At 58.6% G+C, this 22,919-nt stretch carries 24 protein-coding genes; 7 read left to right on the forward strand and 17 right to left on the reverse strand.

Going from position 1 to position 22,919, the window contains the following annotated elements:
* Positions 1-16: 16 nt before the first annotated feature.
* Entirely contained in the window at positions 17-328 is a 312-nt protein-coding gene (locus ABJZ52_RS13275) for a DUF1330 domain-containing protein (RefSeq protein WP_348190253.1), read from the reverse strand.
* A gap of 213 nt (positions 329-541) precedes the next feature.
* Here ABJZ52_RS13275 and ABJZ52_RS13280 point away from each other — a divergent pair, with 213 nt between their 5' ends.
* Positions 542-2,776 carry a transglycosylase domain-containing protein gene (locus ABJZ52_RS13280; protein WP_348200102.1) on the forward strand — a complete coding sequence of 745 codons (2,235 nt, stop codon included), beginning with the start codon at positions 542-544 and terminating at the stop codon, positions 2,774-2,776.
* Between the two features lie 9 nt (positions 2,777-2,785).
* On the opposite strand, the gene ABJZ52_RS13285 is transcribed toward ABJZ52_RS13280, so the two are convergent.
* From ABJZ52_RS13285 to rph, 6 genes are all read right to left on the reverse strand, one after another.
* Positions 2,786-3,520: a SprT family zinc-dependent metalloprotease gene (locus tag ABJZ52_RS13285; protein ID WP_348188696.1), complete on the reverse strand. Its 735-nt coding sequence runs from the start codon at positions 3,518-3,520 to the stop codon at positions 2,786-2,788.
* A 140-nt stretch (positions 3,521-3,660) separates the two neighbouring features.
* Positions 3,661-4,074, reverse strand: a complete 414-nt coding sequence (locus ABJZ52_RS13290; RefSeq protein ID WP_348190040.1) for a DUF2852 domain-containing protein — start codon at positions 4,072-4,074, stop codon at positions 3,661-3,663.
* A gap of 186 nt (positions 4,075-4,260) precedes the next feature.
* Positions 4,261-5,910: a polyhydroxyalkanoate depolymerase gene (gene phaZ / locus ABJZ52_RS13295; protein WP_348188700.1), complete on the reverse strand. Its 1,650-nt coding sequence runs from the start codon at positions 5,908-5,910 to the stop codon at positions 4,261-4,263.
* 223 nt (positions 5,911-6,133) lie between these two features.
* A complete protein-coding gene (gene hemW / locus ABJZ52_RS13300) occupies positions 6,134-7,303 on the reverse strand; it encodes a radical SAM family heme chaperone HemW (RefSeq protein ID WP_348189980.1) in 1,170 nt (389 codons plus the stop codon).
* Positions 7,303-7,941, reverse strand: a complete 639-nt coding sequence (gene rdgB, locus ABJZ52_RS13305; RefSeq protein WP_348189982.1) for an RdgB/HAM1 family non-canonical purine NTP pyrophosphatase — start codon at positions 7,939-7,941, stop codon at positions 7,303-7,305. The genes hemW and rdgB overlap by 1 nt, the downstream gene beginning before the upstream one ends.
* Before the next feature lie 10 nt (positions 7,942-7,951).
* Positions 7,952-8,668, reverse strand: a complete 717-nt coding sequence (rph, locus tag ABJZ52_RS13310) for a ribonuclease PH (RefSeq protein WP_348189984.1) — start codon at positions 8,666-8,668, stop codon at positions 7,952-7,954.
* Positions 8,669-8,868: 200 nt separating this feature from the next.
* Between rph and hrcA the strand changes: the two genes are divergently transcribed.
* Together hrcA and moeB are read left to right on the forward strand one after the other, a co-directional pair.
* Complete coding sequence (gene hrcA / locus ABJZ52_RS13315; protein ID WP_348189986.1) at positions 8,869-9,918, forward strand: heat-inducible transcriptional repressor HrcA; 1,050 nt, start codon at positions 8,869-8,871, stop codon at positions 9,916-9,918.
* Between the two features lie 59 nt (positions 9,919-9,977).
* Positions 9,978-10,781 carry a molybdopterin-synthase adenylyltransferase MoeB gene (moeB, locus tag ABJZ52_RS13320; protein WP_348189988.1) on the forward strand — a complete coding sequence of 268 codons (804 nt, stop codon included), beginning with the start codon at positions 9,978-9,980 and terminating at the stop codon, positions 10,779-10,781.
* Positions 10,782-10,859: 78 nt separating this feature from the next.
* Here the strand turns inward: moeB and secB are convergent, their stop codons facing one another.
* A complete protein-coding gene (secB, locus tag ABJZ52_RS13325; RefSeq protein WP_153771674.1) occupies positions 10,860-11,342 on the reverse strand; it encodes a protein-export chaperone SecB in 483 nt (160 codons plus the stop codon).
* A gap of 177 nt (positions 11,343-11,519) precedes the next feature.
* On the opposite strand from secB, the gene ABJZ52_RS13330 reads away from it, so the two are divergent.
* The 4 genes from ABJZ52_RS13330 (at position 11,520) to ABJZ52_RS13345 (ending at position 17,279) form a co-directional block, all read left to right on the forward strand.
* The gene (locus ABJZ52_RS13330; RefSeq protein ID WP_348189991.1) at positions 11,520-12,860 is read left to right on the forward strand and encodes an ActS/PrrB/RegB family redox-sensitive histidine kinase; all 1,341 of its coding nucleotides are present in this window, start codon (positions 11,520-11,522) and stop codon (positions 12,858-12,860) included.
* A gap of 77 nt (positions 12,861-12,937) precedes the next feature.
* A complete protein-coding gene (locus tag ABJZ52_RS13335) occupies positions 12,938-13,501 on the forward strand; it encodes an ActR/PrrA/RegA family redox response regulator transcription factor (RefSeq protein ID WP_348189993.1) in 564 nt (187 codons plus the stop codon).
* A gap of 114 nt (positions 13,502-13,615) precedes the next feature.
* Positions 13,616-15,421 carry a hypothetical protein gene (locus ABJZ52_RS13340; protein WP_348189995.1) on the forward strand — a complete coding sequence of 602 codons (1,806 nt, stop codon included), beginning with the start codon at positions 13,616-13,618 and terminating at the stop codon, positions 15,419-15,421.
* A gap of 169 nt (positions 15,422-15,590) precedes the next feature.
* Positions 15,591-17,279 (forward strand): cache domain-containing protein, encoded by a 1,689-nt coding sequence (locus ABJZ52_RS13345; RefSeq protein WP_348189997.1) that lies wholly within the window; start codon positions 15,591-15,593, stop codon positions 17,277-17,279.
* Positions 17,280-17,356: 77 nt separating this feature from the next.
* Here ABJZ52_RS13345 and coaA read toward each other — a convergent pair whose 3' ends face one another.
* The 9 genes from coaA to hisB all read right to left on the reverse strand — a co-directional run bounded on the left by coaA (position 17,357) and on the right by hisB (position 22,654).
* Positions 17,357-18,322: a type I pantothenate kinase gene (gene coaA / locus ABJZ52_RS13350; RefSeq protein ID WP_348189999.1), complete on the reverse strand. Its 966-nt coding sequence runs from the start codon at positions 18,320-18,322 to the stop codon at positions 17,357-17,359.
* 49 nt (positions 18,323-18,371) lie between these two features.
* Positions 18,372-18,695, reverse strand: a complete 324-nt coding sequence (locus tag ABJZ52_RS13355; protein ID WP_348190001.1) for a phosphoribosyl-ATP diphosphatase — start codon at positions 18,693-18,695, stop codon at positions 18,372-18,374.
* A gap of 67 nt (positions 18,696-18,762) precedes the next feature.
* A complete protein-coding gene (hisF, locus tag ABJZ52_RS13360) occupies positions 18,763-19,542 on the reverse strand; it encodes an imidazole glycerol phosphate synthase subunit HisF (protein WP_348190003.1) in 780 nt (259 codons plus the stop codon).
* Complete coding sequence (gene hisA / locus ABJZ52_RS13365) at positions 19,539-20,285, reverse strand: 1-(5-phosphoribosyl)-5-[(5-phosphoribosylamino)methylideneamino]imidazole-4-carboxamide isomerase (protein ID WP_348190005.1); 747 nt, start codon at positions 20,283-20,285, stop codon at positions 19,539-19,541. Before hisA ends, hisF begins: the two co-directional genes overlap by 4 nt.
* An 8-nt stretch (positions 20,286-20,293) precedes the next feature.
* Complete coding sequence (locus ABJZ52_RS13370) at positions 20,294-20,581, reverse strand: DUF1330 domain-containing protein (protein WP_348190007.1); 288 nt, start codon at positions 20,579-20,581, stop codon at positions 20,294-20,296.
* 6 nt (positions 20,582-20,587) lie between these two features.
* Complete coding sequence (locus tag ABJZ52_RS13375; protein ID WP_213217067.1) at positions 20,588-20,875, reverse strand: DUF1330 domain-containing protein; 288 nt, start codon at positions 20,873-20,875, stop codon at positions 20,588-20,590.
* 13 nt (positions 20,876-20,888) lie between these two features.
* Entirely contained in the window at positions 20,889-21,542 is a 654-nt protein-coding gene (hisH, locus tag ABJZ52_RS13380; RefSeq protein WP_348190010.1) for an imidazole glycerol phosphate synthase subunit HisH, read from the reverse strand.
* On the reverse strand, positions 21,539-22,045 hold the full coding sequence (locus tag ABJZ52_RS13385; protein WP_348190012.1) for a DUF2628 domain-containing protein: 507 nt from the start codon (positions 22,043-22,045) through the stop codon (positions 21,539-21,541). The genes hisH and ABJZ52_RS13385 overlap by 4 nt, the downstream gene beginning before the upstream one ends.
* A 15-nt stretch (positions 22,046-22,060) precedes the next feature.
* Positions 22,061-22,654 carry an imidazoleglycerol-phosphate dehydratase HisB gene (hisB, locus tag ABJZ52_RS13390; protein ID WP_192110069.1) on the reverse strand — a complete coding sequence of 198 codons (594 nt, stop codon included), beginning with the start codon at positions 22,652-22,654 and terminating at the stop codon, positions 22,061-22,063.
* Positions 22,655-22,919 lie beyond the last annotated feature (265 nt).

Genomic DNA, 22,919 nt, shown 5'->3' on the forward strand with positions numbered 1-22,919 from the left:
TTCATCAATTGGCTATTTATCCATCGCCTGGCTGTGGTCCGTCATAGCCCTCGACAATGATCAGGTCGCCATCTGACACGGGGTCGCGAAAGCTTTTCGCCCGCTCATACTCCGGCGACTTGTAACAGGCCATCGCCGTCGCATAGTCCGGAAATTCGATTACGACATTCCGCGTGCGCGAGCCGCCTTCCATGGTCTCGAACTGTCCTGCCCGCACAAGGAATTTCGCGCCATATTTGGCGAAAGGTTCCGCATTTGCGGCGACATACTGTTTGTAAGCCTCGAGATCTTTCACATCGATCCGGCCAACCCAATAGGCTTTAGGCACCTTTTGCTCCATTCGCTCTGCTTTCGAGGCGGAAAAAGCTCCGCTCTTGCAACAGATAAAGCAGAACTGGGCGCCATTCTCCAGCGCGCGCGACCGGCTCTTCTGAACCGGCTCGTGACCGGGAGCCTTAACACCCCCTTAAATCGCCGCATTTTAAAGTCATCCGGGGATTTTAAGGCAACTCGCCTGGGTTTGGACGGGACATCTTAAGGTATGGCACGCAAGGCAGCGCGCAAACAGCGGATCGAACCGCGGTTTGAAGACGGGTATGACCCGTCGGCGCTCGATTTGCGACCATCACAACGTGATCGCCCGTCCACACCGACCGTCAAAAAAGCCCGGAAGAAGCCGACAAAACCGGCGACCAAAGCGCCGGCGAGACGCAAGCCCGCCGCCAAGAACGCTGGCGGTGGATCGGGGCGTGGAACAGGTGGCGGAAAGTCGCGAAATCCCACGCGAAAGCGCAGCCGCAAGACAGCTGCAAGCAAAAGGTCCGGCTCCTGGATCACACGGTTCATGCGCCGCGGCCTCTACTGGGGCTGCGTTCTGGGCATCTGGGGCCTTGTTTTCGCCGTTGGCATCCTTGGCTACTATGCTGCCTATTTGCCGCCAACGTCCGAATGGCAGGTGCCGCAACGGCCGCCAAACGTAAAGATCGTTTCCGCAAGCGGTTCACTTCTCGCCAACCGCGGGGATACCGGCGGGGAAGCAGTGCGACTTGAGCAGCTTCCCTCCTATCTGCCCAATGCGGTGATTGCCATTGAAGACCGGCGGTTCCGTTCTCATCTGGGCGTCGACCCCATCGGGTTGGTGCGGGCCGTTTACATCAATCTGACCGCCGGAACCTTGAGGCAGGGTGGATCGACGCTGACACAGCAGTTGGCCAAGAACCTGTTTCTCGAACCAGACCGCACCATGAAGCGCAAGATGCAGGAATTGGTCCTGTCCTTGTGGCTGGAGGCAAAGTTCTCGAAGGACGAGATCCTGGAGATGTACCTCAACCGTGTGTATCTGGGTGCAGGCGCCTATGGCGTGGATGCTGCCGCGCGGCGCTATTTCGGCAAATCCGCGCGTCTCGTCACTGTGGCCGAAGCCGCGACACTCGCGGCACTCTTGAAGGCTCCGTCCCGTTATTCTCCTGCCAACAACCCTGATCTTGCTGAAGAACGCGCCCAATTGGTGCTCGCGGCCATGCATGAGGAAGGTTACATTACAGCCGACGAGGCCAAAAACGCTCTTGCAACACCGGCCAAAGTGGTCCGCCGACACACCACCGCCAGCGAAAACTACGTCGCCGACTGGGTCATGGATGTTCTGCCGCATTATGTCGGCTCCTTTGATACCGATATCATCGTCGACACCACCATTGATGTTTCCATGCAGCGGGCCGCCGAAGATGCGCTGCGGGACGCTCTTGCCGAAAACAGCGCGAAACTCGGCGTTAGCCAGGGCGCGATCGTCACACTGGACACCGCGGGTGCGGTCAAGGCACTGGTCGGCGGTGCGGACTACTCGAAGAGCCAGTTCAACCGGGCCGTCTACGCCAAGCGGCAACCCGGGTCCTCTTTCAAGCCCTTCGTCTATCTTGCCGCTCTGGAAAAGGGCATGACGCCGGAGACCGTTCGGCAGGATGCGCCGATTACCATCCGGGGGTGGTCGCCGCAGAACTATTCAAAAAAGCACTACGGCAACGTGACACTGACGCGGGCGCTCAGCCTGTCGCTCAACACAGTTGCCGCACGGCTTGCCTATGAAGTCGGACCGAAAGCCATCATCCAGACGGCCCGGAACATGGGCATTTCCTCGGACATGAAATCCAACCTGTCCATCGCCCTTGGCACGTCCGAGGTGACGCCGCTGGAAATTGCATCTGCCTATGTTCCCTTCTCCAATGGCGGCTACGGGGTCCTTCCCCATGTCGTACGCCGGATCAAGACGATGGACGGCAAGGTGCTTTACTCACGCCAGGGAGATGGCCGCGGGCGGGTGATCTCTCGCGAGCATGTTGGTGCAATGAACCGCATGATGAGCGAAACGCTGCTGACGGGAACAGGCAAGAAGGCCCTTCTGGAAGGCAACCGGCCAGCAGGCGGCAAGACGGGAACAAGTCAGGATTTCCGCGACGCCTGGTTTATCGGTTACACCGGAAATCTAACCACAGCGGTCTGGTTCGGCAACGACAACAATTCGCCGACCAAAAAGGCCACCGGCGGCTCTCTGCCGGCAACGGCCTGGAAAAAGACCATGGAAGGCGCTCATGAAGGGCTTCCGGTTGCTGATCTGCCCGGTGTTGCCAACTACCGTGTTCCGGTTGCAACGCCGTCGATCAAGGCGCCCAGACCGCCGTCAAACGTCGGTGCGGAAGGCGAGGTCATCAGACCACCTGCCGGAGAAAGCCGCGGCGGGCCACTCAATCTCTTGAAAAACCTGTTCGGTGGCGGTGACTAGGGCAGAAGGCTAGCCATAGCCGTGGAGCCTTGCTCCATTCTCCTTCAACCATTTGCGAGCCTCAGGCGTCTGCGGAGCCAATTCTTCGCAAAGCCGCCAGAAGCGGGCGGAATGGTTCATTTCCCTGAGATGAGCAACTTCGTGTGCCGCCACATAATCAAGAATTTCAGGCGGGGCGAGGATAAGCCGCCAGGAGAAGGACAATTTGCCATTTGAGGCGCAAGAACCCCAGCGGCTTTTGGTATCACGCACTGTCAAACCGGCTATGTCCTCGCCAATGCGCCCGGCATGATGATGCGTCACGCGCACAAGATCGGCTTTGGCTTCAACCTTGAGCCAGGTGGTCAGCTTGCGCGGAATGTGGTCTTCAGCGCCCGGCACAAGCAATTCGGGCATATCTGTTGTCCGGATTTGCACCAAGCCACGGAGTTTTCCGGTCGCCGCGATGCGATGGTCGCAGCCACGCAGAGGAACCAGGTCTCCAGGACGAAGGGCAACGTGCTCCGGCCGTTTTTCAAGCCGTTCCAGAAGCCAATCAACATGCTGGCGCGCAAAACGCTCCGCACGCGCAAGATTGCCTCCGCCTGGAACCGTCAGCACCGGGCCTGAGTAATCTGCGGGAAGACGCAAGAGATAACGGCGCGCGCGCGGGTCGGCTCTCAAGCGGATGCGCAGAGGCGCGCCATCTGCGTCGATTTCGATATGGTCGGGAAGCACCGTCTTGCGGCGCGAGCGCATTAGCATTGGGGTCGCGGGCCAGTTCGAATCAGGTCACGAGAGCTTACGCGGTGCCTACAAACGACGAAAGCGGCACTTTGGCAGCGCCGCTCTCCGTCACAACATCCCCTGTCTGCGCCAGACTTGATCACGCGGGATGAGCGCTATCAAGCAAGATCCGGTGCGCCACGTCCCTTTGCGGACATGAAGCGATCGAATTCTTCCTGATCCTTCGCCCGGCGAAGTTCGGTCAGAAAGTTGTCAAACTCGTCGCGCATCTGGTCGAGCTTGGCACGCTCTTCCTCGAGACGCTTCAGTTCTTTCTGGCGATATTCGTCGAAAGCGACGTTGCCGGTTCGGGCATAGGCGGTTCCGCTGGCCATCTGGTCTACTGCTCCTTTGAGGGGACTTGCGCGCCATTGGTCACGAGCATCGCGTGCCATCCCACTGAAGCGGTCACCCCAGAGGATATAGGCCAGCATTGCCAGACCGAGCGGCCAAAACGCCACGAAACCAAGGACCATCAAACCGATAGATACCGGTGTCCAGCCCGGCTTAATCGAACAACTTGTCGTCGTCATTGTTTCACCCATGATTGACATCCACGGCAAATTACGTGGGGTCGACAAGCAGCCAGTTCAAGAAAAAGAGAGACAGAGTAACCTTCACGAGAGCAGGTTCGAGACCTAAAAGAGAAAGGGAACCAAGGCGGTTAGCCCGGTTCCCACTATTCGATCAATTATCTTTTTGCGCCCTGAAAAGGTTGCCTAACTGACAACTTCAGACAGCTTGCGGGCCTGGTCGATCCAGTTGTCACGGGCGATGCGGCCACGGAAATCAAGCTTGTTATCCAGTGCCTCGATCTGCCGATCAGTCAGGCTCGAAATCTGCCAGAAGTGGAAGATCCCGGCTTCGTTCAAAGCCTGCTCAAGCTTCGGACCAACGCCATCGATAGCCTTCAGGTCGTCAGCTACCCCTCGCGGGCTCGCCAGCAGGATTTCGGCAAGTGGATCTGCCTTCACCGCCACCTTCTTCACCGAGGCTTTCCGGACCGGTTTTTCGGCGGCGGGCGCTTTCGCGGCGGTGGTTTTTTTCGCAGTCGGCTTTGCAGGTGCCGCAGCTTTGGTCGACGGCTTGGCGGTTGCGGGCTTTGCCGTCGCCGCAGCCTTCGGGGCAGCGCCCTTACGGTCCGGGCGGTTCGACAGAATGAAATCCATGACCCGCGGTGCGATCTCGGCCCGCCAGCGAGAGCCGTTAAAGACGCCATAATGACCGACATTCGGTTGCTCGTAGTGTGCCTTCATCTCCTCGGGGAGATTGCTGCAAAGCGCATGCGCCGCCCTTGTCTGCCCGCGACCGGTGATGTCGTCCTTCTCACCCTCAACGGTCAGAAGCGCCGTTCGGCGGATCTTTGAGCAATCAACCAGCGTATCGCCGTGCATCATCGTTCCCATCGGCAGGGAATGCTCAATGAAAACGTTTTCGACAGTCTGAAGGTAAAACTCTGCTGTCAGGTCCATGACGGCCAGATATTCATCATAGAAATCGCGGTGCTTTTCAGCGCTATCGCCATCACCTTCGACCAGATGCTGGAAAAAGTCCCGGTGAGCCGTCATATGGCGGTCCAGGTTCATGGACATGAAGCCCGTAAGCTGGAGGAAGCCCGGGTAGACATCGCGCATGAAGCCAGGGTGCGGGAAGGGCACCTTCATGACCACGTTGCGCTTGAACCAGTCGATGCCCTTGTCCATCGCAAGATCATTGACCGCGGTTGGCGCTACGCGCGTGTCGATCGGTCCACCCATCAAGGTCATGGAGGACGGAACATAGGGGTCGTCGCGCCCTTCCATGACAGCAACAGCAGCCAGAACCGGGACGGACGGCTGGCAGACGCCCAAAACATGCGTGTCCGGGCCAAGGAAGTGCAACATCGAAATGATGTAGTCGATGTAGTCGTCCAGATCGAACTTGCCGTCCTGGAGAGGCACCATGCGCGCATCGATCCAGTCGGTGATGTAGACGTCCGCCCGCGGCAGCAAGGCCTCGACGGTTCCGCGCAGAAGAGTGGCGTAATGGCCTGACATCGGAGCGACCACAAGGATCTTCGGATCGTCCTTCTTGCGCTCTGTTGCCCGTTCGAAATGCAACAGATCACAGAAAGGGCGCGACCAGACGACGTTCTCGTGTACCGGAACCTTCACGCCACCGACCGTCGTCTCGCCAAGCCCGAATTCCGGCTTGCCGTAACGGCGGGTCATGCGCTCCATCACTTCACAGCCAGCCGCGATCGACTTGCCATATTCGGTGTGGGTCATCGGATTGAGCGGATTCTGGAAGTACAGGCGTGTCATGTCAGCGGCAGCCCGCACGGGGCCCATGACGGCATGATTGAGCTCGTAGAGATGGTAGAACGGCACGCGCGCGTCTCCTTGCAAAATCTCCCCCGGCTTGGGAGCCGGTCGGCATCTTCGACGCCTTATTGCATTGCAACAGAATAGGCCGAACAGGGGATCCGTAGCAATACTGCTATTTTCCGAGGATTCTGAGACGTCTAAACGCTATTTCGATGAAGGCTCAGCGCCCTCGAGAGGTATCGAAGGTGCTGAGATTCAAGGGAATATGAATTTGAAGGTCGGCAGATCAGGCTGCGAGGTCGGCGACCACGGCATCCAGAACGGAAAAACCGTCACGCGTCGCGCGCAGGCGATTGCTTCCCAATTCCTCCACCATGCCATGCTCCAGAAGAGCGGCCAGACGGCGGGGATCAATCTTGCGGTGCGCGAGAGCTTCATATCGGGCAAGGTCGATGCCGTCGACAAGCCGCAAGCCCATCAGCAGGTACTCATCGCCCTGCTCTTCCTCGGTCAGGCCGACGTTCTCGACCATGCCGTGACCATGAGTTTCGACATTCTCGAGCCATGTTTCCGGGTGACGCTCGATGGCAGTCGCCAGCTTGTTTACGCCGACAGACAAGCGCCCATGGGCGCCAGGACCGACGCCGACATAGTCGCCATAGCGCCAATAAACCTGATTGTGGCGGCACTCCGCTCCAGCGCGGGCATGATTTGAGACTTCATAGGCTGGCAACCCATTGGCCTCCGTCACACTCTGTGTCAGCTCATAGAGTTCTGCGCCCAGTTCCGGATCGGGAATCTTCAGCTTTCCGGCATTGTAGAGCGTGAAAAACGGGGTGCCTTCCTCGATCGTCAACTGGTAGAGCGACAAATGATCGGCGGCGAGCGCAATTGCACGCTCAAGCTCGGCCTTCCAGGCCTCCGGGGTCTGGTCGGGCCTCGCATAAATCAGATCGAAGGACAGGCGCGGAAAAGTTTCACGGGCGGTTTCGATGGCTCTGATCGCCGTATCCACATCATGAAGACGCCCTAAAAGCTTGAGATCGCGATCATGAAGGGACTGGACCCCAAGGGAGACACGGTTCACGCCGGCAGACCGATACCCCCGGAAACGCTCGGCCTCGACGCTTGACGGATTGGCCTCCATCGATATCTCGGCAGCGGCATCCATGGTCCAGAGACCGGAAATGCAATCCAGGATCCGCTCAACGGTCTTTGGCGCCATGAGCGACGGTGTTCCGCCGCCCAAAAAGATCGACTGGACCGTCTGGCCTTTCGTGAGTTCGGCAAAATGTGTCAGTTCGCGCTCGAAGGCAGCGGCGAAACGGTCCTGGTCCACCGGCTGATGACGAACGTGGGAATTGAAATCGCAGTAAGGGCATTTGGCTGCGCAGAACGGCCAATGCACATAGATCCCGAAGCCACCATCAGGCGCCTTCACCGCAACGTCGGCCATCAATCCTCCAGGCAGGCATTTGAGAAGAGCTGAAAGGCCCTGGCACGATGGGACAATGCCGGCTCGGTCTTTGACCAGCCGTGCTTTTCGTCCGACGTCATCTCGCCAAATGTGCGCTCATGTCCATCCGGCTGAAAGACTGGATCGTAGCCGAAGCCTTTTTCGCCGCGCGGTGGCCAGACAATCTGGCCCTCCACTTCGCCGCGGAAGAACTCCTTGTGACCGTCGGGCCATGCCAGGCACAGAACGGCAACAAAGGATCCGCGCCGCTGATCGGGGTTCACTGCCCCTTTCTGCTGCATCTTCTCTTCGACATTACGCATCGCCATTGCAAAGTCCTTGTCCGGACCTGCCCAGCGCGCGGAATAAATCCCGGGATCGCCGTCCAGAATCTCGACACAGAAGCCGCTATCGTCCGCAAGCGAAGGCAAACCGGATGCTTCTGCCGAGGCAACTGCCTTCAATTCCGCATTCGCTTCGAATGTAGTACCGGTTTCCTCCGGCTCCGGAAGATCCAGGTCACCTGCAGAAACGACATCAAAGCCGTAAGGCGCGAGCAATTCGTTGATCTCGCGGATCTTGCCCTTGTTGTGGCTGGCGACGACCAGTCGGCCTGGTTCAAGCTTGCGGTGGCTCATGACGGTATCCTTAGAGAATCGACATCTTCTGGAGATCGACGAGACGTCCGATGCCTGTCTTGGCGAGGCCAAGCAACTGACCGAACTCCTCTTCGGAGAAAGGTGCTCCTTCCGCGGTTCCCTGAATCTCGACAATGCCGCCAGACCCGGTCATTACGAAATTGGCATCCGTCTCGGCCGTGCTGTCTTCAGCATAGTCCAGATCAAGAACCGGTGTGCCGCTATAGATCCCGCAGGAAATTGCGGCGATGTGGTCCTTCAGGACCTCCTGCTTCTTGACCATATCGCGGGCACGCATCCACTCAACGCAGTCGCGCAGGGCGACCCAAGCGCCAGTGATTGCAGCTGTCCGGGTTCCGCCATCGGCCTGGATCACATCGCAATCCACCGAGATCTGGTATTCGCCCAGCGCTTCCAGATCCACCACGGCGCGCAGGGAACGACCAATCAGGCGCTGAATTTCCTGAGTACGACCGGATTGCTTGCCGGCACTCGCCTCGCGGCGCATGCGGTCTCCAGTTGCGCGAGGCAACATGCCGTACTCGGCAGTGACCCAGCCGCGTTGCTGACCGCGAAGCCAGGGCGGGACGCGTTCTTCGAGACTGGCCGTACACAAGACATGTGTGTCACCGAATTTGACGAGACAGGAGCCTTCCGCGTGCTTTGACACCCCACGTTCAAGGGTCACGGGACGAAGTTCGTCGACGGCGCGTTTGGACGGACGCATGAATGGCTCCCAAGTCACTGCTAAAAAGCCGTCCATCATGACGGCAATTGTCCCGATTATCCGGGCTTCTCCCGCGCCTTGTAGACCTTGATCGCGGACAACGCAAAGGCCTGCTTGCAACGGAAGCCGATTTTGCGCCTATATCTAGGGTAATATTCTTGAGGTCCGATTGGGTCATTGATTAACAAGGAGCGGCCAGCGTGAGTCTGAGCGATCTCGACAAGCGTTCTCGTGAAATTTTCCGGTCTATCGTGGAATCCTATCTCGACACCGGTGAGCCCGTCGGTTCACGCAATGTATCGCGTGCCTTGGGCATGTCGCTGTCCCCGGCGTCCATTCGAAATGTGATGTCGGACCTTGAACACATGGGGCTCCTGCATTCACCCCACACCAGTGCGGGCCGGCTTCCGACAGAGATCGGGCTACGGTTTTTCATCGACGCACTGCTTGAAGTTGGTGATCTCAGCGCAGACGAGCGGCAACAGATAGAGGTGCAGGTGCGCGCTTCGCAGCGCTCCAATTCCGCCGAACAGGTGTTGACCGAGGCCAGCCAGATGCTCTCCGGCCTGTCGAGTGGCGCCGGCGTCGTGTTGACCCACAAGTCTGACATGCGGCTCAAACACATCGAATTCGTGCGCATCGAGCCTCTGAAAGCACTTGCGATCCTGGTCGGCGAGGACGGAGAAGTCGAAAACCGCGTCGTGGACCTTCCCGCCGGATTGCCGCCCTCGGCCCTGATCGAGGCGGGAAACTATCTCAACGCCCATTTGCAGGGCCGGACGATCGCAGAAGTCCAAAAGGAGCTGGAGCGGGTCAAAGATGTCGATCAAGCCGAACTCAACCAGTTGAGCCAAAAGGTGGTCGATGCAGGCCTCGCGGTGTGGAGCGGTGCTTCCGAGCAAGAGCCGGGAACACTGATTGTGCGTGGCCGGTCCAATCTACTCACCGACCTTGAGGCCGTTGGCGATCTTGAGCGCATCCGCCTGCTGTTCGATGACCTGGAAAACAAGCGCGATCTGATCCAGCTTCTGGGCCTTGCGGAAAAGGGCGACGGCGTCAGGATTTTCATTGGATCGGAGAACAACCTGTTTTCCCTGTCGGGGTCATCGATCGTCGTTTCGCCCTACCGCGATCGGGAACAGCGCATTGTCGGCGTCCTCGGCGTGATCGGCCCAACGCGTCTCAACTATGCGCGCGTCATCCCGATGGTCGATTACACAGCCAAGCTCGTCAGCCGCCTTTTGGGCTAGCGGCTGGCAACTCAATATGATGGCTCGACGCCAAACATCCCAGGCAACCGGAAAACTCCATGCTTACACCTGCAGAACTTGAACGTTACGCCCGCCATATCGTCATGCAGGAGATCGGCGGACCGGGGCAGCAAAAACTCAAGAACGCCCGGGTCTTGGTGATCGGGGCAGGGGGGCTTGGCGCGCCATTGCTGCAGTATCTGGCTGCAGCGGGCGTCGGGACACTGGGCATCGTCGATGACGACACCGTCAGCCTGTCCAATCTGCAACGGCAGGTCATTCATGACACGGACCAGCTCGGCGAGCCCAAGGTCGCCAGTGCTGCCGAGGCGATTATCCGGCTCAATCCCAACGTGAAAGTCGAGCCTCACCCGACCCGGATTGCCGGTCACAACGCCATGCAATTGATCTCGAACTACGATCTGGTGGCCGACGGCACAGATAACTTCGGCACCCGCTATCTGGTTTCGGACGCGTGTTTCTTTGCCAGGAAACCGCTGGTGACCGCAGCCGTCGGACAGTTTGATGGCTCTCTCACCACCCTGCGCCCTTTCGAGGAAAATGCCGACGGTGTGCCCCATCCGACCTATCGCTGCCTGTTTCCCGACCGTCCCCGCGATGGACTCCTGCCGACATGCGCAGAAGCGGGCATTCTTGGTGCGCTGACGGGAATTGTCGGGGCGATGCAGGCGATGGAAGTGATCAAGGAGATCACCGGCACAGGCGAGGGTCTCGTCGGCCGCCTGATGCTGTTTGACGCCCGCTCGTTTCGAATGGAAACGATCCGCTACAAGCGGTCAAAGAAAAATCCGCTTCATGGCGACGCCCCGAAGACATGGGCGGAAATGCTGGAAGAAACCTGACCGCCACGGCACGATCCCTGAAATGCAAAAGGCCGCGGCGGATGCCACGGCCTTTTTCAATTCAATCCGAAAGCCGGATCAGTTTGGCTTCGGCTGCTGATCGCCCATGTTCTGGCGATAAAGCTGGGCGAAATCGATCGGATCGAGCAGGAGTGGTGGAAACCCGCCATTGCGCGTTGCTTCGGCCAAAATGTTGCGTGCGAACGGAAAGATCATGCGCGGGCATTCGATCATCACGAAAGGATGCATGTGTTCATCCGGCACACCCGTGATGCGGAAGAGACCGGCATAGACCAGCTCGACGTTGAACATCACCATGTCCGGACGCTCGGCCTTCGCGTTCAGGGTCAGCACGACCTCGAACTGACCTTCACCAACCGGCTGTGCGCTGACATTGACATTGATGTCCAGCTTTGGCTGCTCGCCCTGCTGCAGAGAGCGCGGCGCATTCGGGTTTTCGAATGACAGGTCCTTGATGTACTGACCAAGGATGTTCATTCCCGGCGCGGCCGGGGCGTTTTCAGCCTGCGGCTGTGCGCCGGCGTCGTTGGTATCGCTCATCTTGTCTTTGTTCCGTTTCGCGGCGCTTTTCAGGACGGGCCTCCAAAACGAGGTAGACCGTCGGTTGGCGACCCGCTTCCGCCGCACAACCCGTTTTGCTGGTGGCTACCACTTAGGGCCGCGTCACACAAGAGCAACGGCCTTGCAAGCGGCCAGAAACCGCTTCAAAAAGAGGGCATGCTCGATCATCCGGAAACCCAATTCTCGCTGACTCACCGCCGTCTCAGACTTGACACGCTGGTGCGTCTTCGTTGGCTGGCAGTCGGCGGCCAGACGGCCGCACTGCTTGTGGTGCATATCGGTCTTGGCTATCCGCTGCCGATCGGGCTCGCCTTTTCGCTGGTTGCCTTCTCCGCCTGGCTGAATGTCTTTCTGAAGATCTATTCGCCGGCCTCTCTGCGGATTTCCGAAAGGGCGGCAACGCTGCAGCTTTCCTATGACATCCTGCAGATGAGCGGGTTGCTGTTTCTCACAGGCGGCCTCGGCAACCCTTTTGCGTTCCTGCTCATGGCACCGGTCATGGTGTCCGCCACTGCGCTATCGGCTCACAACACCCTTATTCTGGGCATTTTGGCAACGTTCTGCGCCAGCGTTCTTGCCGTGTTTCACCTGCCGCTGCCCTGGCCAGGCGGAAGTGGCTTCAATCTGCCGGCCGTTTATTCGATCGGTGTCTGGATCGCGTTGGTCTCGACGCTCGGCTTCATGGCGGTTTATGCCTTCCGCGTTGCAGAAGAAGCGCGACAACTGGCCGATGCTCTTGCCGCGACAGAGCTTGTCCTTGCGAAGGAACAGCATCTCAACGCCCTCGACGGATTGGCAACTGCGGCCGCACATGAACTGGGAACGCCGCTTGCCACAATCTTTCTGGCGGCCAAAGAGCTTTCGGACGAATTCGAGCCGGAGGACCCCCGCGCGGAAGACATTGCACTGATCCGGTCCCAGTCGGAAAGATGCCGGGATATCCTTCGAAAGCTGACCAGCCTCTCCAGCGATGAGGATGCGACCTATCAGACCATGAAGGTTTCTCAGCTGATTGAGGATGTCATCGATCCTCACCGGGGTTTCGGTATCAAGATTGCCGTCTCTGCCACTGGCCAGGGTCCGGAACCGGTTGGCAGCCGAAATGCAGCCATTCGCTATGGACTTGGAAATCTTCTCGAAAACGCCATCGACTTCGCTGAGACGACGGTCGACGTTTCAGCACTTTGGGACACCAAGACGGTCAGTATTTCCATCAGGGACGACGGACCGGGGTTCGCTTTGGATGTTCTTGCAAAGATTGGCGATCCCTATGTATCGGTTCGCAGCGGCAAAACCGCGCGCAAGGACGCAGGCGGAGGTCTGGGACTCGGCTTCTTCATCGCCAAGACCCTGCTGGAACGCACCGGAGCCAAGCTTTTCCTGGAGAACCGCGCGCCACCCGAACACGGCGCGCACATCCGCGTGACTTGGCCACGGGCGGCGATAGAATCTCTCGGGCATATGGACGGGCAGGACTTTTCCTTGCATAAGGGCTAGGGTTTGGAAAAGCCATCAAAGACCGCTGCCAGTAATCCAAATGAACTGTGCCAGCGTAAAGCAAGAAAAACCGGACAATGACCATGACCGAGCAAATACCGGATTTGGAAACATCTGCAGACAAGAGCCTTCTGATCGTCGATGACGACAAGGCCTTTCAGCAGCGTCTTGCCCGGGCCATGGAAAAACGTGGTTTTGAAACCGAGACGGCCGACGGCGTCCGTGAGGCGGTCACCAAGGTCGGTTCGCAGGCCCCTGCCTTTGCCATTGTCGACATGCGCCTGGAAGACGGCAATGGTCTTGATGTCATTGAGGCGATCCGACAGAGACGTGCGGATTGCAGGGCGATCATCCTGACCGGCTACGGCAACATCGCGACTGCCGTGACTGCAGTAAAACTTGGCGCTGTCGACTACCTGGCCAAGCCCGCCGACCCGGACGACATTCTCGCCGCGCTTTCCCGGCGCCCCGAGGAAAAGGCTCCCCCGCCCGAGAATCCAATGTCCGCAGACCGCGTCCGCTGGGAACACATCCAGCGGGTCTATGAGCTATGCGATCGGAATGTGTCCGAGACTGCCCGGCGGCTCAATATGCACCGCCGTACGCTGCAGCGGATCCTGGCAAAACGCGCTCCACGCTGATTTTTCGAAAAAGGGAACCGGCGAGGGCCGCGAGAGCTTGCTCTTTTCAGTGTGTTTTGAGTAACTTTCCGAAAAATTATTCGATATTCTTCTGGCAGCTTACGGAGTCCGTCCATGCCGCTTTCGGCGATAGGCCCTTCCCGTCCGTTCCTAACAGGGCTCGCGGGCACCCTACTCCTCGTTGCCACGTCCACAGTCTTCGCACAAACTGCGCCCGAGACCATCCGCATCAACGTCGAGCCGGCCAAGCCCGGTATCCGCTCCGTCACGATAGACCGCAAGTATCGGCCGATCATCAGCCGGGACGACGCAGGTGTCGTGATCGACACGCTGGGCAGTGCGGCAGAACTCCCCCCCTGCGACGTCGAGCTTGAGGTCACCCTCGAAAACAGCCGTGTGCTCCATCGCAGTGCTGACATCTGTTCGGGTGGAACCCTTGTGGTTGACGTGACCAATGACGGTAAACCTGGCAAGGCACGTGTTATCAGCGGAACATCAGGAACAGTCTCTGCGCCCGCTACCCCAACAGCACCGAACGCGACGACAATAACCGAGCAAGCGGCCCCTTCTTCTGGCGGATTGCAACCGGTCACGACCGAAAAACCTGCAATTGTAACGCCTGATACGGATCTGGTGACCTCAGAGCCAGAAAGTCTCCTGAAACCTCTGGAGCAGGTCGAGATCGACAGTGGGTCTGATCTGTCCGGCATTGGTGATGGAGCAACGCCGTCCTCCGACACGTTTGGTAGTCCACCCAGCAGCCAAAATGGCATCATCATCTCAGCATCTGACGCGCGGGTCTGGACCGCTCAGACCGGCAGCGGCGGGGGCACACGAACCGACCTCACTCATGGCGTGCCTGAAACCGACGATATCGACTTCCGTGCAGCCTGCCGTACGCAATCGGGTCAGGCAACCATCGTCTTTAGCCAGACATCTTCGGCCACGGCCGAGGGCGTCACGCAGCCTGTGCAAATCGTCGCTGGCGATTTTTCCGCCACCTATACGGCGATTGGTAGCAGCACAAGCAATCAGTACGGCCAATCTTTTCCGCAGATCGCCTTGCCGATGACGGACCCGCTTTGGCAGGCTCTCATTGCCCAATCCGAACTGACGGTGCAGGTTCAGGGGACCCCGCCCTATGCCGTCTCGCTCAAGGGCAGTGCTCAGCCGGTACGCCTTTTCGTCGCGACCTGTTCCGAGCCGCAGCGCATTCTTGGTGAAGGCGGTCTTCCAGGTCAGGGCGGCACACCTGTCGCGGCCGGTTCAGATGTTTCGTGCCGGGAGCTTGGCCGTGTCCGGTCTCTCGACGGCAATCGGCCGGGACAAATCGTTTTCCGCAACACAAGCCGCGACGCTGTCGACGTCCACTGGATTGATTACAACGGCGGCGAACGGGTCTACGCCCGCCTACAGCCCGGCCAGATTCTCGAGCAGCAGACTTATGTCTCACATGCCTGGATGGTGCGCAGCGCCAGCGGCCAGTGCCTTGGCATCTACGTCAGCAGGACGCCCTATCGAGAAGTTGTCATTTCCGGTGGCAACACCGCCCCGTCGGCGCCTTCTCAGCCCTTTGGTGCGCCTCAAGAACCATTCCTGCCTGCAGGACCCATCCCACCTGGAAGTGTCGGCGCAGGACCTGGGCCCGCTTTCGACAACCGCAACGCGGCGACTCTCTCCGCCAATGGCAGGGTTGCTGATTATCTCTGTACCGCAGGCGTCGATCTCCAGGTCCGTTTTTCAGCTGATGGAAGCACCGCAACAGTCGCGGAAATGGGACAAGGCGTCGTTACGCTGGCACGACAGGGTGGCCCCTCCAGCTTCAGCTACGCCGCTCAGGGCTATATCCTTCGCGGTCAGATTCAGAACGCAACCTGGTCTCGCCCAGGCCTCAGAGACGTTTTTTGTGCAATGCGGTAGAAAATACCGAGAGTTGCATTGTTGTTTTTATCAATGCTACAGGTATGAAAGTACACTTACGAGTATCCATCATTCCTGATAGTTTTTCCTAGCGACTGATACATTAATCACTTGCTTATCTTTTTAGGCGATATTTGACCCATATCGTTAATTCAAGGGTCTAGTCGTCATGTCCTTTTCGCGTTGGCCGCTTTTCTGGAAGATCAGCCTGCCAGTTATCATCGTTCTGGCGTTTACCGCTGCCTTGAGCGCAATCAGCCTGAGTTCGCTTCACACCGCCATGCTTGGCGAACGCATCAAGCAGATCCAAAGTCTTTCGGACAGCGCCAAGGCAATTGCCGCTGCCTTCCACGAAAAGGAAGCAGCCGGGGAAATGTCGCGCGAAGAAGCGCAGGCAGCTGCAGCTCAATCGATCGCCGCCATGCGGTTTGATGGCGGAAACTATATCTTCGTCTACGACAATGACGGCATCAACATCGTGCACCCAAAAGCTTCGCTTAATGGCACGAGTATGATCGACTTCAAGGATAAGACCGGCGTCAGGATCGTGGCAGAGCTGATCGATCTGGCAAAGGCCGGTGGCGGCTCGCTGCTTTACTACTGGCCTCGCGCCAACAGTGACGTCGCGATCGAAAAGTATGGTTGGGGCGTTGGCTTCCAGCCATGGAGCTGGATGATCGGAACGGGCGTTTACGTGGATGACCTGGATGCCGCATTCTGGGATCAAGCCATCATGGTGCTGCTGATCGCTGTAGCTGGAGCCGTTACTGCGCTTGGAATTGCTTTCCTAGCAATTCGCAGCACAACGGTGCCGCTCTCCGAACTCACCTCGAACATGAACAGCCTCGCAGAGGGGAACAGTGACATCCAGATCTCCGGTGCAGACCGGGGTGACGAGATCGGCCAGATGGCCTCCGCCATGGAAGTTTTCGTTTCGAACGAGCACAACCGCAAGTCTCTTGAGGTCAACCAGCAGGAAGCACAAGAAGCAGCGGCTCACCGTGGCGAGGAAATCCAGCAGCTGTCCAGCGACTTCGACAGTCGCATCATGGAAATGATGGATGTGATCGAGCAGTCGGTTCAGAACCTCCAGAGCGCTTCTGCCGAAATGACCAACGGTGCGGCCCGCACGACAGAGCAGAGCGGTCATGTGTCGACTGCCTCTTCGCAGGCCTCGCACAACGTGGAAACCGTGGCTGCAGCTGCAGAGGAACTCTCTGCATCTGTCAACGAGATCCGCCGCCAGGTTCAGTCCTCAAGCGAGATCGCCGCCAAGGCAGCTTCCGAGGCCAGCTCGACCAACGAGCGCATGAATGGCTTGTCCGACGCAGCCGGTCGTATCGGTGAAGTCGTGACACTCATTCAGGCCATTGCCGAACAGACCAACCTTCTGGCTCTGAACGCGACAATCGAGGCCGCTCGTGCCGGTGAAGCCGGCAAGGGCTTCGCCGTTGTTGCCGCCGAGGTTAAGGAACTTGCGACCCAAACCTCGAAGGCAACCGAAGAGATCTCCAGCCAGATTTCAGCCATTCAGGGCGAAACCGAGCAGGCTGCAGGCGCCATCTCTTCGGTCACAGAGATCATCAACCAGATGAACGAGATCGCCAGCTCGATTTCTTCCGCTGTGGAAGAGCAGGGCGTCGCGACCCAGGAAATCGCCGTCAATGCGACAGAGGCTTCCCGGAGCACGATCGAAGTGACCACCAATATCGAAAGCGTCTCCGAAGCTGCCGAAAACACCAAGTCGACCGCGGAAACCGTCGATGCTTCGGCGCGGCAGCTGGAAGACAATGCCAACTACTTGAAGCAGACCGTGTCCGGCTTCCTGGCTGAGGTACGCAAGCGGTCCGCCGCTTAGCGCTTTGAAATAGATCGATAAAAAACCCCGCCGGACAGACGTTCGGCGGGGTTTTCTTTTTGTGTCCAGGACACGGCTCAGATCTTGCGAAGGGCGACCTTTGCAATCTTGTGGCTGGCGTCCTTGGTCAGGATCAGATCCGCCCTTGGCCGCGTTGGCAGAATGTTGTCACGGAGGTTCACCAGGTTGATCTGGCTCCAGATCTGATGCGCCGTCGCCAGGGCTTCCTTGTCATTGATGCGCGAGTATTTGTGAAAATACGATCCCGGATCGCGGAAGGCGGTTTCGCGAAGACGCATGAAGCGCTCGACGTACCAATTCAGCAGCAGCTTTTCATCGGCATCGATATAGACCGAGAAATCAAAGAAGTCGGAAACAAACGGCACAGCCCGGCCATCCTTCGGCAACTCCCGAGTCTGCAGAACGTTCAACCCTTCAACGATGAGAATGTCCGGATTGTCCACGGTGACCGTGTGGCCGGGCATGACGTCGTAATAGAAGTGGGAGTAGATCGGCGCGCGCACATTCCGGCGGCCAGCCTTGATGTCGGAGAGGAATTTCAGAAGCCGTGGGCGGTCGAAACTCTCGGGAAAGCCCTTCTTCTGCATCAGGCCCTCGGCCTCCAGAACGGCGTTTGGATACAGAAAGCCGTCGGTGGTCACGAGGTCCACCTTCGGACTGGCGGGCCAACGCGCCAGAAGCTCGCGCAAGACACGGGAAGTCGTCGACTTGCCCACCGATACCGATCCGGCGACGCCAATGATGAACGGCGTCTTTCGATCGCGAATGCCAAGAAATTCCTGGGTCGCCTGATGCAAACCGACAGTCGCTTCAGCATAGAAGGCCAGAAGCCGCGACAAGGGCAGATAGATCTTCTCGACCTGCTCTATGGACATGGGGTCATTGAGACCCTGAAGCTGAGCGACCTCCGCGCCCGTCAGGGTCATTGGGGTATCGGCTCTCAACCGGGCCCATTCCCGCTCGGTAAAGACACGATACGGAGACAAATCCATGTCCCGCTTCAACTCGACTGTCTGATCCATGTTCAATAGCAGCCCCTGCTGCAAAACTCGGCCGACCAAGCCGGGAAAGTCAATCCCGAGGTCTGGCAGCCTTTTCCTCCAGACCGGTTTGCCCGGTCCGACGTGCCAGTTCTGCCATGACATCCTCCAGGCTGACATCGCAGACCTTGAGAACGACAAGCAGATGATAAAGGACGTCTGCAGCTTCCGCTGTAAGCTCGCCCCGATCATGCTGAACGGCCGCAATAGCCGCTTCGACCGCTTCTTCCCCCAGTTTTTGGGCGCATTTCGCCACGCCCTTACCCATCAATTTACGCGTGTAGGACATCTCATCATCACTGGCGGCCCGCGCCGCGATAATGGCGTCCAGATCGGCAAGAGTAAAATTCGTCATTGGTCTAGTCTTTCCGCCGAAGCCCCGGCATTGAGCCTGCTCATGTTAAAAGCGCGAGAGACCGCGCCTAGCCATTCATCCGCATGGCAACACCTGCGTCATTCATATGCGCCTTGGCTTCATGAATGGTGTATTCGCCGAAATGGAAAATGGAGGCTGCCAGCACGGCGGTGGCGTGGCCATCGCGAATGCCTTCAACCATGTGATCAAGTGTTCCCACGCCACCAGAGGCAATCACGGGAACAGGAACCGCATCGGCGATCGCACGGGTCAGGGCAATGTTATAGCCGGACTTGGTGCCGTCGCGATCCATGGAGGTCACCAGAAGTTCACCTGCGCCCAGTTCCACGGCCTTCCTTGCAAATTCCACCGCATCGATCCCCGTCGGGTTACGACCGCCGTGGGTGAAGATCTCGAACCGGTCGGTCTCACCTTCTGCATTCACCTGCTTGGCGTCGATGGAGACGACGATGCATTGCGCGCCGAACTTTTCTGCCGCCTCACGGATGAACTCGGGGTTCTTGACCGCAGCAGTGTTGATGGAGACCTTGTCGGCACCGGCAATCAGCAGCTTGCGAATGTCTTCGACCGTGCGAACACCGCCGCCGACAGTCACCGGCATGAAGCAGGCTTCAGCAGTTCTGCGCACCACGTCAAAGATAGTGTCCCGGCCTTCGTGGCTGGCGGTGATGTCCAGGAAGCAAAGCTCGTCCGCACCGGCCGCGTCATAAGCCTTTGCGGCCTCGACCGGGTCTCCGGCATCAACAAGATCGACAAAGTTGACGCCCTTGACGACACGGCCGTCCTTGACGTCGAGACAGGGAATGACACGGGCCTTGAGGGTCATGATGCTTCCTTGCGCGCTGCCTTGATCAAGGCCATCGCCTCCTGGGGGTCGAGACGCCCATCATAGAGTGCCCGGCCGGAAATAGCGCCTTCCAGAATGCCGCAGTCCGGCTCCAGGAGGCGTTTGACATCGTCAATGGAGGCGAGACCACCAGAGGCAATGACCGGAATTGAAACCGCATTGGCAAGTTCGAGGGTGGAAGGGATATTCAGCCCCTTCAGGATGCCGTCTCGGTCGATGTCGGTATAGATGATCGCCGAAACGCCAGCATCTTCAAAACGTTTTGCCAGGTCCACCGCCGTCAGCTCGGAGGTTTCTGCCCAACCTTCGACAGCCACATAGCCACCCTTTGCGTCGATCCCGACGGCAATCTTGCCCGGAAAACGCTTGCAGGCTTCCTTCACCAGCTCCGGATCCCGAACCGCGACAGTCCCCAGGATCACGCGCGTGATGCCTTTGTCGAGCCACGCCTCGATGTGCTCCAGTGTCCGAATGCCGCCGCCAAGCTGCACCGGGTTGTTTGTTGCGGCCAGAATGGCATCGACCGCTGCACCGTTGACGCTTTCGCCGGCGAAGGCGCCGTTCAGATCAACCACATGAAGCCATTCGAAGCCCTGATCTTCAAAAGACTTCGCCTGGGCGCCGGGATCATCATTGAAGACGGTCGCCTGATCCATGTCTCCGAGCTTCAGCCGAACGCACTGGCCGTCTTTCAGATCGATGGCGGGGAAAAGAATGGTCATGGGCTTTTCTAGGTTCCTTCGACCACGACGAGATCCGTCTCGGCGTAGCGTTTCCGGATTTCGGCCGCGGCCTGATACTCCGGTGAATTGTAGCAGTCGAGTGCCGTTTGATAGCTGTCGAACTCGATTACAACGTGGCGCTCGCGATCCTGTCCTTCGAAGGTCGTGTACTGCCCGCCAAGCACAAGCGAACGACCACCGAACCTGTCCAGAGAAGGCAGTCCGATATCCAGATAGGTCTTGAAGCCCTCCGGATCATTGATCTGGACGCGCGCGACGATGTAACCCTTTTTCATGTCAGCCTACTGGCCTTCGACGATGACGATTTCGCCGTCGGCAACCTTCTGGCGGATCTTTACAGCTTCCTGATACTCGGGAGAATTGTAGCAGTCGACAGCGTGCTGGAAGCTCGGGAACTCGATGACAACGTTCCGTGCGCGCCCCGGCCCCTCGATTGCGTTTGTCTGGCCACCCCGAGCGAGAAAGTTCGCACCGAAGCGTTCGAACGCAGGCTTCGCGGTTTCGACATATGCCGGATAACCATCTGCGTCACGCACGTCAACGCGTGCAATCCAATAGCCTTTGGCCATGAGTACCTCCTTGTTAGGGCGTCCAGTCCAGAAAATTCGCGATCAGTCCGAGACCGAGCCGCTGGCTCTTTTCCGGGTGGAACTGGGTTCCGACCATGTTGTCCTTGGCGACCATCGCCGTGAATGTCCCGGCATAATCAAAAGTCGCCAGACAGTCCTGCGCACGCGCCGTGGCGAAATGATAGGAATGGACAAAATAGGCATGCAGCCCATCCGGGCCAGTGTCGAGATCCTTGAGCACCGGATGTCCGGCACCGCGCACATCGATGGTGTTCCAGCCCATATGGGGGATCTTGAGGTCAGGGTCGGTGGGTTTCATTTCGGAAACATCACCTTCGATCCAGTTCAAGCCCTCGACCGTTTCGAACTCAAGCCCGCGGGAGGCCATCAGTTGCATGCCGACACAGATGCCGAGAAACGGCTTGCCCTGCTTGCGCACTGTTTCTTCCAGCGCCTCTGGCATGCCTTCGACCGCAAACAGACCGCGTTTGCAATCAGCAAATGCGCCGACACCAGGCAAAACAATACGATCTGCCTTGAGTACCCGCTCCGGGTCTGCCGTCACGATGACATCCGGGGTCCGGGCATGGTCCCGCGCGGCGCGTTCAAATGCCTTGGCCGCGGAGCGCAGGTTGCCCGATCCGTAGTCGATAATGGCGATGCTCATCGGCTCGCCTCCTGTCCCAAAGTCAGACCGACAACGGTTTCCGTCCCAATTTTCGGGATCACGCGGGACGGCCGCACAATCGGGGCAGGGGGCTGGCTTGCCGGCGAAGAGCCGGCGGATTTGGACTGAAGCGACTGGAAGAAACGCAACTCGGCCTCTGTCTGGTCCGCCCCACAGGCGAGACCGAGAAGCCTCCAGCCGGAGCGCTCCATCGTCCAGCGGCGAAGCCCATTGGCTTCAAAACCAAACAGCAAGGCAACAGCAAATGCCGCGACCGCCGGTGCTATGCCACCAGCAAATGCGGCGGTTACTTCCAACGCCAGCGTGACCGTCAGATATCCGAGAAGAACCAGCCACATGCGGTGCCAGACAATCCAGACAATCGAAATCACAAAGGCAGCCCAAGAGAACCCATCCGCGACAAAGACAAGCCGATCTGCCTCATGCGGACTGGCGACGGGATCCTTCAGATCCGGCGGCGCCATGACATAAAAAGTGCTCATAATGTGTGTCCGTCCTCAGCCGCCAAGCTGGCCCTTGGTGGTCGGAATCCGGTCCGCCTGGCGCGGATCGATCTCCACCGCCTTGCGCAGTGTCCGTGCCACCGCCTTGAAACAGGTCTCTGCGATATGATGGCAGTTGGACCCATAGAGGTTGGCGATATGAAGTGTGATCCCGGCGTTCATCGTGAAGGCCCGGAAAAACTCCTCAAACAGCTCGGTATCGAAGTCCCCGACCTTGTCCCGGTCGAAGGTCACGTCCCAGACCAGAAACGGACGGCCAGACACATCCAGCGCGCACCGGGTCAGCGCTTCGTCCATGGCAAGGTGCGTGTCGCCATAGCGGGTGATGCCGGCCATGTCGCCCAGCGCCTCACGGATCGCCTGACCGAGCGCAATGCCCGTGTCCTCGACCGTGTGGTGGAAGTCGATATGAGTGTCGCCCTCGGCGCGCACGGTGATGTCGATCAGCGAATGTCGCGCAAGTTGCTCCAGCATATGGTCGAAAAACCCGACGCCAGTCGCCACGTCATAGGCGCCTGTTCCATCCAGGTTGATTTCAACGGAAATGCGGGTTTCCTTGGTGTCACGCGAGATCGTCGCTGTGCGCATCTCTGATCCTTCCTTGGCAGCCGGGAAGTTTCCCGGCGAAACGGCGCCGTTTTAGCAGGCCAGCCCGCTTATTGAAACACTTATCAGGCCTTGAACGATTGCTGCCAAAGGCCGGATACTCAATCGACCGCGAGCCCGGCGACCCAGCGGCGGAACGATTAAAATTGTAGCTGGCGAAACAGTGCTGCCAATGCTAGTAAAATCCGCATATTCTTCCAGTCTGTTTCAACGCCCGCGCCCCTTTGGCGCAACCTGGGATGCTGAC

This window comes from Roseibium sp. (genome assembly GCF_039982295.1).
Taxonomy (GTDB): Bacteria; Pseudomonadota; Alphaproteobacteria; order Rhizobiales; family Stappiaceae; genus Roseibium.